Here is a 9,716-nt window from a genome sequence, read left to right as displayed (position 1 = left end):
GTTATAAAATGTGCAAGTTAAGAATTTAGCAGAATTGAAAAGGTTTCAGTTGAGTTGAAATTTAATTTAAATGTAAGGAACTGCATTATGACTACTTCTAACCAGATTAAATCCAAAGTATGGAAAAACAAGCAAGAGTATCCCTTAAGTAGAGAATCTTTAAGAATGCTCTTGGAAAACAGAATTCCTCTGATTAGGCTAAAAGAATTTGCCACATCCCAAGAGTGTGAGATGTTAGTTGATCAAGCTCAATTATTCAACTTTGATTGCTATCAAGATGTGAATCCCAAGATTGAACGAATTGGCATCACAGTGTTTGAATATAACCGCATTAATAAAGCAGCTTATTTTCAAGCAGTAGAACGCACAACTAAATTAAGAGACTGCATTATGGCAGCGTCTTTCAATCCATTAGAACGTTTAATGATGAAAATCCGAGAGTGTACAGGCGCGATTGTGCGAATTGCTTCAGAACCATTCTATGGTAGTTATTATGCAGGACTGATCAGAAAAATAGAGCGAGGTACTCAACTTCATATTGATTATGCCCCGTTAGAACAATCGGAATGGGAAATTGGTACAGTTATTTATCAACTTTCCTGGAATTTATATTTGAAATTTTCTGCTAATAATTATGGCAAAACACGTATTTACGATCGCCAGTGGCAACCAGGAGATGACCAATATAAACTCGATTCCTACGGCTATAGTGATACAGTAATTGCAGATGCAGACATGATCAACTTCCAACCTTATGTAGGAGATGTATTCATTTTCAATACAGGCAACTATCACACTGTTGAGCCGATGGATGGACAACGTGTGACTTTCACTTCTGCCATCGGGTTACTACCTAACGGTGAAATTATTTTGTGGTCTTGAATGTGACAAGTAGGAAGCAATTTGGTAAACATAGTGAGGAAGTAATTCATGCCCTTAGCAGCTGTGATGACTGCACCTAATCAACCAGTTGAAGTCCAACAATTACCAGACCCGATTCTAGAAAAGGGTGGAATCATTCTTGAAACCTTATATAGTGAAGTTTGTGGAACTGATGTACATTTGCTACATGGGCGTTTAGAGGGAGTACCGTATCCCATCATCCCTGGACACTTCTCAGTTGGTCGTGTGGTGGAAACAGGTGGAGCAGTTAGTGATGTCAATGGTAAATTAATTACTACTGGAGCGATCGCCACCTTTCTCGATGTCCACGAAACCTGTTACAACTGCTGGTATTGTCTAGTAGCCAAAGCATCCACTCGCTGTCCACAACGCAAAGTTTATGGTGTCACCTACTCAGCCAAAGATGGGTTGTTGGGGGGTTGGTCTGAACTAATTTACCTCAAACCAGGGGTTAAAGTTCTAACTTTACCTGAAGAAGTCTCACCAAAGCAATTCATTGCTGGGGGGTGTGCTTTACCAACTGCACTACACGCTATTGATCGAGCGCAAATTCAAATTGGTGATGTTGTTGTGGTGCAGGGTTGCGGGCCTGTGGGTTTGAGTGTGGCAATTCTAGCTTTGCTTTCAGGTGCGGGCAAAGTAATTGTAATTGATAAATTTGAGAGCCGATTAGTAGTTGCCAAATCCTTCGGTGTAGATGAAACCCTTGCAATTAAGGCTGATGAGCCACGACAACATATTGAGCGAGTTTTGGAATTGACAAACGGACACGGTGCTGATGTCATTATTGAAGCTACAGGCATTCCCATTGCTGTCAAAGAGGGCTTAAATATGACCAGAAATGGAGGTCGCTATGTTATTGTCGGGCATTACACAAACACGGGTGAAATACTCATCAATCCACACTTAGAAATTAATCTAAAACATATTGATATTCGCGGGACTTGGGGAATTGATTTCAGCCATTTTTACAGAATGATTGAATTACTAAAACGTCATAGTGATTCCAGTAAAAATATTGCTTGGTCAAGTATGATTAGTCGTTCATATACACTAAAAGAAATTAATCAAGCCCTGGCAGATGTAGAACAAGGAACTGTATTAAAGGCTGTGATTCAACCTAATCTATCTTGATGCCAATATATCAAAAGACTTAGATAATAGGGAGAAGATATGCTCGGAGATTTACAAATTGCCTTTATCGGCGGCGGCACGATGGGCGAAATTATAATTAGTAGATTGTTATCGACGAAAACTGTTCAAAAACCTGAGCTAATTATTGTCAGTGATCCACTTTCTACTCAATGCCTTCATTTAGAAAAGGAATATGGAATACGTACTACAAAGAGCAATATAGAAGCAGTACAAGGCGCATCTATTGTGATATTGGCGGTGAAACCGCAGGTTTTGGCAGAGGTTATGGCTATGCTTAAGGATAAAATTTCACCTGATGCTTTAGTAATTAGTATTGTGGCTGGAGCAAGTATTCCATCTCTGTGCCAAGGGTTGAATCATGCTGCTGTTGTTCGTACAATGCCGAATATTGCAGTACAAGTTGGTCATGGAACTACGGTGTGGAGTGCATCATCAAGTGTGACAGAGATACAGCGATCGCATACCCAAGTCATTTTACAAGCATTAGGCAAGGAATTTGCTACCCAAAATGAACATTACCTTGATATGGCAACGGCGCTGAGTAGTGCGGGGACTGGATTTGCGTTTCTGTATATCGAAGCGATGATTGATGCTGGTGTTCAGATAGGTTTAACTCGCACACAAGCTCAAGAACTAACATTGCATACGATTGCTGGCAGTGTAGAACTTATATTTCAGACTGATCAACATCCAGCAGTCTTACGAAACAAGGTGACTAGTCCTGGGGGAGTGACTGCTGCTGGTCTTTACGAGTTAGAAAAAGGTGGTATGCGAACTGTCATTTCTAATGCAGTGTTTGCTGCTTTGAGCCGCACTCAACAATTAGGTAATATAGGAATCCGCTTTGATTCCTGAAATTATTTGCGTAGGGAGGGAACAGGGAACAGGTAACGGGGAACAGGGAAGAAGGAATAAAAGTGTACTGAGTTTTTTTCAAAAATCAAATACGAGTCCTATATGAGATGAAAAAGTATGTTCGACTAATTGCAGAAAAAAGACAAGAAATAGATAAACTTGGTGGCCTTTTTCGCAAACCTGATAACAATAAAGAAGTGTTTGCTCCGGGGGAGTTCGCTGATTTCAGTAAACCAAACGATACCGCAAAACAATCTTGAGTTACATTCATGAGGAAAGAAGCGATCGCTTAATATTTGCATCTGTGCAACAGATTATGCTGGGGCATCTACCCGAAAAAGATATTTATGTCCAATTAATAAATTCTTCAGCAAGGGACTCGTATTTTCCATCGATTTGGTGTACCTTGTTAATTCTGTGCAATTATTAATACCTATCTTCTCCCAACTTTACTCAGACAAATTTTAAACCAATGCCTTCGAGGGCTTCAGCCGCTTTGTCACCCCTTCAGATTGTTTGGTTAAAGCAAGAGACACGATGAATCGCCGTCCCTACTTTTGTAGAGACGGCGATTTATCGCGTCTTTGTGATGATTTATCGCATCACCGAGTAATTCGTTTATCGAAGGAAGATCCCGCACTATTGCTAGTTCCTACGCAATAAGAAAGGGGGCAGGAAGTTGGGGAAATTCCAGAATCTTTCTCCCCTTCTCCTTGCTCCCTTACCTCTTTGATCTGAATTATCAAAAAGCGTTACAGCTTCGTCCCACACTCAGCACAGAAGTTATGAGTAGGCGCATTTTTAGCATTGCAATGACTACAATACACTGGCTCTGCTGCCGCTTTGGGCAGTTGCTTCTGCAAGCCGACCATTTGAGCGTTGCTCTTACCTGGGGCTACCATTGGATAGCAGTTTTCTTCTCTGGTGACGTAGGCATTTAAGATTACTGGGCCTTTGTGTGCTAGCATTTCGGCGATCGCATCTTTTAATTGACTGCGATCGCTAATTACCATACCCTTAATCCCATAAGCTTTTGCCAATAACTCTACGTCTGGCATCCCTACTTCCATATCTGAGGATGAGTAACGCTCACCATAGAAGGCTTGCTGCCACTGGCGCACCATCCCTAACCAGCCGTTATTGATTATTATTGTCTTGACATTTATTCCATACTGTGCAAGTGTTCCTAGTTCCTGCAAACACATTTGGAAACTAGCATCACCGCTAATACAGATGACTTCTTCATCAGGAAACGCTACTTTCGCACCCATTGCCGCAGGTAAGCCAAAACCCATCGTTCCCAAACCAGCGCTAGAAATCCAGCGTCTTGGGCCATTCTTCAGGAATTGCGCTGCCCACATTTGATGTTGTCCTACATCTGTGGTATAGAAAGCCTGCGGTGCTTGGCGACTGACTTCTACAATCACTTCTTGGGGTGAAATGCTGTCGGGATGCTGCGGCACGATTAGAGGATACTCTTCGCGCCAGCGGTTGACTAAATTTAACCACTCTTGGTTTTGATTCGGTGTAGCCTTAATCCCTGTTTCTTTGCAGCGACGCAACAAGTCTACTAACACGTTCCGCACATCACCAACGATGGGCACTTCAGGAATGCGATTTTTGCCGACTTCTGCCGGATCGATGTCGATGTGAATGACTTTGGCGCGGGAGGCGAATTCGTCTAACTTGCCTGTAACGCGATCGTCAAATCTAGCGCCAACGCAAATCAGCAAGTCACAATCACTAACGGCGAAGTTAGCGTAAGCAGTGCCGTGCATTCCCAACATTCCCAAAGCTAGGGGATGATGTTCATCAAATGCACCGATCCCCATTAAGGTTGTGGTGACAGGGATGTTGAATAATTCAGCCAGTTCTTTTACTTCTTCATGGGCACCAGCTGCGATCGCACCACCACCGACATACAATAGCGGACGGCGACTTTCAGTAATCAACTGGATTGCGGCATGAATTTGCCGGGGATTTCCCTTCACCGTGGGACGATAACCGCGTAACTTCACTGAACCTGGTTTTACAGGTACATAGTCAAATTCTTCTAAAGCGACATCTTTGGGGACATCAATCAAAACAGGCCCCGGACGTCCAGTACTAGCAATGTGGAAAGCTTCAGCGACAATTCGCGCCATATCTTTGGGGTCACGCACTACATAAGAGTGCTTCACAATCGGTAGGGTAATCCCGTAGATATCGGTTTCTTGAAACGCATCTGTACCAATGGACGGACGTGCTACCTGTCCCGTGACTACAATCATCGGGATCGAATCCATGTAGGCTGTGGCGATGCCTGTCACCAAGTTAGTTGCTCCTGGGCCAGAAGTACCAAAGCATACTCCTACTTTCCCTGTAGCACGGGCGTAACCGTCAGCAGCGTGGGCTGCGCCTTGTTCGTGTCTCACGAGAATGTGCTTCATAGCACCAGTTGCTTCCACCTTATACAGGTCGTCGTAAATTGGTAGAATTGCCCCACCAGGATAACCAAAAATATAATCAACGCCGTGGCGATGAAGGCTGTCAAGCAGAGCAAAACCGCCAGATGCACGTTTGGGCACGACTGGCTGGCTAGAAGCACGAGACTGTTTGTGATTCTCGGTTTGTGGGAGACTAATTTGGGAAAGCGATCGCACGGTCAAACCTCAGACTATAGCTAAAGTTAATGCTGAATTCTGTAGTTAAGATTTCATTTTAATTGAAAACTTCAATCAAAATCTTATTAATTTTTATATTAAATATAAAGTTAGATTATTAGCCTACATTAATTAAATTACGTCTTGCAATACTTTGCGAGTATTTTGCCAAGCCCAAACACCCACAACCACGACAATAATACTCATTGCTACAAGCACAGTTCGCAAGCCCAGAACATCAGTTAATGGCCCAGTAATAGCCAAAGGTAAGGCCAGAGCGATGTTGACGGCATGATTTTGAAAGCCAAATACCTTACCGTGCATAGTAGATGGTGTTTGTTGTTGAATTAAAGTTTGCATGGGCACACCAATGAAGGCAGCACCTACACCCAAAAATGCACACAATCCCAGCGCCACCAACAAGTTGTGCGTAAAAGTGAACACTCCTAAAACTAGTGCCATCATCAAAAATCCAATTAAAGGTAGGGGTTTGTGATGCAACTTATCACCCCAGTGACCTAAAATCGCCGCACCAAATACCATACCCACCCCGGCTGCTGCTAGGAAAAAGCCAAACTGTTTTTCTTTAAGACCAAATTCCTCAGCTAATTGAATTGTCAGCACTGTTAACGCTGCAAACACACAATATAAAGTTGTCAGTTGCAGCATCGCATTCAATATCAAACGGTTTTTCTTAAGATAGCGCAGGCTCTCAGTGAATTCAGTCCAAGGGTGATTTGATCCTTGGTGTTCTTGGTGGGGTTTGTGTTCTTTAAACTTAATTGGCTGCATGATCGCAGCCGATAATAGATATAATCCACCAACCACAAGTTCTTGACCGTATTCTGCTCCCATCAGGCTTTTCGACAAACTCAAAATCGGCTCACCGATCGCAAAGCCAACAATTAAAGCTCCCATCATCGTGCTGCTAAACAGCGCATTAGCTGCCAACAAATTTTCTCGCTTCACCAACAGGGGAATAGCTGCTTGCTCGGCTGGTGCAAAAAACTGCGTCACCGTGGAAATGGCAAAAGTTAAAATTAACAGAATTAGGAACTCCCTTGGCAAAAAGGGAAGACACAGAGTTAACAACCCCCGCACGACATCTGAGCCAACCATAATCAGCTTTTTTGGCAAGCGGTCAACAAAGATACCACCAGCAGAACCGAACAAAATTGCTGGTATTGTAAAGGACAGCATCAAAGTTGAGTACATTGAGTTTTGTGCCAACCCTGGAAGCGGTGAGTAGTTCTCCAGTAGAGCAATCATCAAAACGAAGAAGACTTTATCTGCTAACTGGGACACCAATTGCCCAATCCACAGGAGCATAAAACCACGGTTTTTTAGCAGTGCGCCAAACCCGTTATTAACAGCAGCCGGTTCAGTTGGAAACATTAGATACTTTGGGTAGATGGGGCATGGGGGATAGGGGATAGGGGGATAGGGTATAGGGTATAGGGTATAGTTTTTCTTCACTGTCCCCTGTCACCTGTAACCTTTTCCCTTCATCACTCCTACCTCCTCACTCCTGTTTACTTACTCCATTGTCCGGATTAATTTGCTTCATAGTGCTTTAACAGCATAAGCAAAAACTCAGCTGCTGTCAGACGACCTTTGGGTGGAGAAATCCCAATGGATGAATCTACCCACCAGCCTTGTACATTTTGGGGAGATTTCCAAATGGACAAATGATCAACTGCTGGCTCTGCATAAAAGTTATTTTGCCCACAACCTAGCAAAGAAGAACTCCAATGGGTGAAATAATCATGACTTATTCGATGAATAGGGAAATTCCCCTTTAGTGGTACTCCCCATCCATCTATAGCAATAAACCCTTTGACACGACCACCCAAGAGTTCCCACAAATGCGCTGCACCTATTGCCCCGACTACCCCAGCACTAAAGCTAATGAAGATGATTGATGATTCTGGAGAGTTAGTCAAGCAATCCCGCAAAAACTGCAAAATGTGCAAAGCTGATAAAACCAAAACATCTTTACCCGGATAAACGAGTATATTTGCGGAATTCGGTGCGATCGCGTAGCTCACCGCAGCTATCGCGTTATTAGAAACTAAATCTAACAATCCGACTCTAAAGCTTTCAGTTAATTCTGGCTCATGAATTCCAGGGCAAATAATTATACTCGTTTGTCTATTCTGAAAATTTGGCATTGTGTAAGATAAATCTTTGTGCCTGAACGTTGGTGGACATATATCGTGTTAGCAGATTTTAGTATTGTATTAATCACTTAAATCTGCTATCGAGGGTCTATTAGCTATTTACCCAATAATCAATAATAAGGATATAAATCAGAACTTACGTCAGTATGTGATCCAATAGGGTTCGGTTAAAGAAGAAAGGGAAAAGGGAAAAGGTTTTGAATACATCCTTTACCAAATGGCACTAAGAAAAGCCCAAAAGCTTGTGTCGTCTCGTTCCCAGCCTCTAGGCTGGGAATGTATTTAAAAGAGGCTCTGCCTCAATTCAAGCTACCGGAGGCGGAGCCTCCCAGAATAGATTCCCAGCCTGGAGGCTGGGAACCAGTCAGAATAAGGGCTGTATCTTTTCTTAGTGCCATTCCATCCTTTACCCAATACCTGCAACCCCATTCCCCAGACCACAAGGAAGGTGAAAAATGCTTATCCGAATCGTATTGTGATGTGATCCGTTTAAGACTCGTCAAACAGCGTATAGCAGATGATGCATTGGTTCGATTTTCCATGCCCCATTCCCAATGCCCAATGCCCAATGCCCCACGTAAGTCTTGTATGTCTTTTGATGTATTATCTTGATTTACCCACCCATCCTATCCCCCTGGATGGGATAATAAGTTACAAGTAGGGAAAATGTGCAAACTATTCCCTAATTTTATATTTCTCTGCACTCTGGTTATATTGAGGAACTCATTGTGGTTGCCACGCCGGAAAAAGTACAACACACCCACGAGCATCTATCAGGTAAAGACCGTGTAGCCGTATTGCTTATGGGCTACGGCGAAGTCGAAAGCTACGAAGATTTCGCCAACTATAACGAACAGGCTTTAAATCTACTGACAGCAAAATTTGCACCAGTACCAACCTGGATTTATCCCCCCCTGGCAAAACTTTTGGCGCTATTTGACCGCCATGAGTGGGGACACACACACCACGATTTTATCTCCCCACACAATGCCATCTTTGAACAGCAACGGGCTGGAATTGAGAAGAATTTACAAGAAAAATGGGGTGATAATGTCCAAGTTTTCAAAGCTTTTAACTTTTGCGCCCCTTTTCTACCCAATCAAGTCTTGGCAGAAATCAAAAACCAAGGCTTCGACAAACTGCTAATCTACCCTCTGCTGGTTGTTGATTCTATCTTTACCAGTGGGATTGCGATCGAGCAAGTTAACAATGCTCTTGTTGAGTTGACTGATGGTGAAGAACACTGGGTTAAAGCACAGCGTTACATTCCTTCTTTCTTCAACGAACCAGCCTATATCGATTTAATGGCTCATCTGGTTGAGGAGAAAATTGCTGAGTTAGCCTCAGCTTATCTACCTTCTCAAATCGGTATTGTGTTAATGAATCACGGCTGTCCCCACAAAGCCAAAGGCTTTACTTCTGGGATTGCTGAAAGTGAAGCAATGTACGATTTAGTTCGAGATAAGTTGATTAACCGCTATCCCTTAATCTCCGTGGGTTGGCTCAATCATGACACGCCGTTAATTGATTGGACACAGCCAAATGCAGAGCAAGCTGCAAATAACTTGATCCAATTGGGTGCAAAAGTAGTGATATTTATGCCAATTGGCTTTGCGACAGAAAACCACGAAACTCTATTGGATGTACACCACATCATCCATGCTTTGGAAAAACAGCATCCTGGTACGAACTACGTACAAATGGCTTGCGTCAACGACCATCCAGAATTCTTGGCGATGGCGGCGCAATGGGCTGATGCTCATATTGCACAACTGTTGTCAGAGCAAACTGTGGCAGTTAATCCCCAACTAGCGGGGCATCATCACCACCACCATCATCATTAAGTTTTGTAGGCTGCAAATAGACCTAACCCCCTAACCCCAAACTCGTCGCGGGAAGGGGGAACAATTAAAAGCCTCTCTCCTTTTAGGCTACGGTGTACACACAAGTCCTAAAAACCTAGCTTGATAAGCATTTCCTC

Annotated in this window: 9 protein-coding genes; 5 read left to right on the top strand and 4 right to left on the bottom strand. The window is 43.1% G+C overall.

The genetic code is table 11. The annotated features are described in order from the left end of the window. Positions 1-87: 87 nt before the first annotated feature. The 4 genes from RRG12_RS36090 (at position 88) to RRG12_RS36075 (ending at position 3,173) form a co-directional block, all read left to right on the top strand. Positions 88-882: a hypothetical protein gene (locus tag RRG12_RS36090; RefSeq protein WP_420762535.1), complete on the top strand. Its 795-nt coding sequence runs from the start codon at positions 88-90 to the stop codon at positions 880-882. Between the two features lie 48 nt (positions 883-930). Then, entirely contained in the window at positions 931-2,037 is a 1,107-nt protein-coding gene (locus RRG12_RS36085; RefSeq protein ID WP_420762534.1) for a zinc-binding dehydrogenase, read from the top strand. Between the two features lie 39 nt (positions 2,038-2,076). Further along, positions 2,077-2,913: a pyrroline-5-carboxylate reductase gene (gene proC / locus RRG12_RS36080; RefSeq protein ID WP_420762533.1), complete on the top strand. Its 837-nt coding sequence runs from the start codon at positions 2,077-2,079 to the stop codon at positions 2,911-2,913. A 107-nt stretch (positions 2,914-3,020) separates the two neighbouring features. Next, a complete protein-coding gene (locus RRG12_RS36075) occupies positions 3,021-3,173 on the top strand; it encodes a hypothetical protein (protein ID WP_176727191.1) in 153 nt (50 codons plus the stop codon). Positions 3,174-3,665: 492 nt separating this feature from the next. On the opposite strand, the gene ilvB is transcribed toward RRG12_RS36075, so the two are convergent. The 4 genes from ilvB to RRG12_RS36055 form a co-directional block, all read right to left on the bottom strand. After that, positions 3,666-5,555 (bottom strand): biosynthetic-type acetolactate synthase large subunit, encoded by a 1,890-nt coding sequence (gene ilvB, locus RRG12_RS36070; protein WP_084227368.1) that lies wholly within the window; start codon positions 5,553-5,555, stop codon positions 3,666-3,668. 132 nt (positions 5,556-5,687) lie between these two features. Further along, a complete protein-coding gene (locus RRG12_RS36065) occupies positions 5,688-6,950 on the bottom strand; it encodes an MFS transporter (RefSeq protein ID WP_420762532.1) in 1,263 nt (420 codons plus the stop codon). 158 nt (positions 6,951-7,108) lie between these two features. Next, positions 7,109-7,726, bottom strand: coding sequence for a hypothetical protein (locus RRG12_RS36060; protein WP_420762531.1), 618 nt, complete (start codon positions 7,724-7,726; stop codon positions 7,109-7,111). 308 nt (positions 7,727-8,034) lie between these two features. Continuing rightward, positions 8,035-8,277 carry a hypothetical protein gene (locus RRG12_RS36055; protein ID WP_420762530.1) on the bottom strand — a complete coding sequence of 81 codons (243 nt, stop codon included), beginning with the start codon at positions 8,275-8,277 and terminating at the stop codon, positions 8,035-8,037. A 186-nt stretch (positions 8,278-8,463) separates the two neighbouring features. Between RRG12_RS36055 and RRG12_RS36050 the strand changes: the two genes are divergently transcribed. Then, positions 8,464-9,579, top strand: a complete 1,116-nt coding sequence (locus tag RRG12_RS36050) for a ferrochelatase (RefSeq protein ID WP_420762529.1) — start codon at positions 8,464-8,466, stop codon at positions 9,577-9,579. Positions 9,580-9,716: the final 137 nt, after the last annotated feature.

The sequence above is a fragment of the Nostoc sp. CALU 546 genome (assembly GCF_048836525.1).
This window is presented reverse-complemented; position numbering and strand designations above follow the sequence as displayed.

Excerpts from the sequence above, each read along its gene's own strand:
- RRG12_RS36085 (WP_420762534.1), top strand. The coding sequence starts at position 931 with ATGCCCTTAGCAGCTGTGATGACTGCACCTAATCAACCAGTTGAAGTC.
- RRG12_RS36055 (WP_420762530.1), bottom strand. The coding sequence starts at position 8,277 with ATGGAAAATCGAACCAATGCATCATCTGCTATACGCTGTTTGACGAGT.
- RRG12_RS36090 (WP_420762535.1), top strand. The coding sequence starts at position 88 with ATGACTACTTCTAACCAGATTAAATCCAAAGTATGGAAAAACAAGCAA.
- RRG12_RS36060 (WP_420762531.1), bottom strand. The coding sequence starts at position 7,726 with ATGCCAAATTTTCAGAATAGACAAACGAGTATAATTATTTGCCCTGGA.
- proC (WP_420762533.1), top strand. The coding sequence starts at position 2,077 with ATGCTCGGAGATTTACAAATTGCCTTTATCGGCGGCGGCACGATGGGC.
- RRG12_RS36075 (WP_176727191.1), top strand. The coding sequence starts at position 3,021 with ATGAAAAAGTATGTTCGACTAATTGCAGAAAAAAGACAAGAAATAGAT.
- RRG12_RS36065 (WP_420762532.1), bottom strand. The coding sequence starts at position 6,950 with ATGTTTCCAACTGAACCGGCTGCTGTTAATAACGGGTTTGGCGCACTG.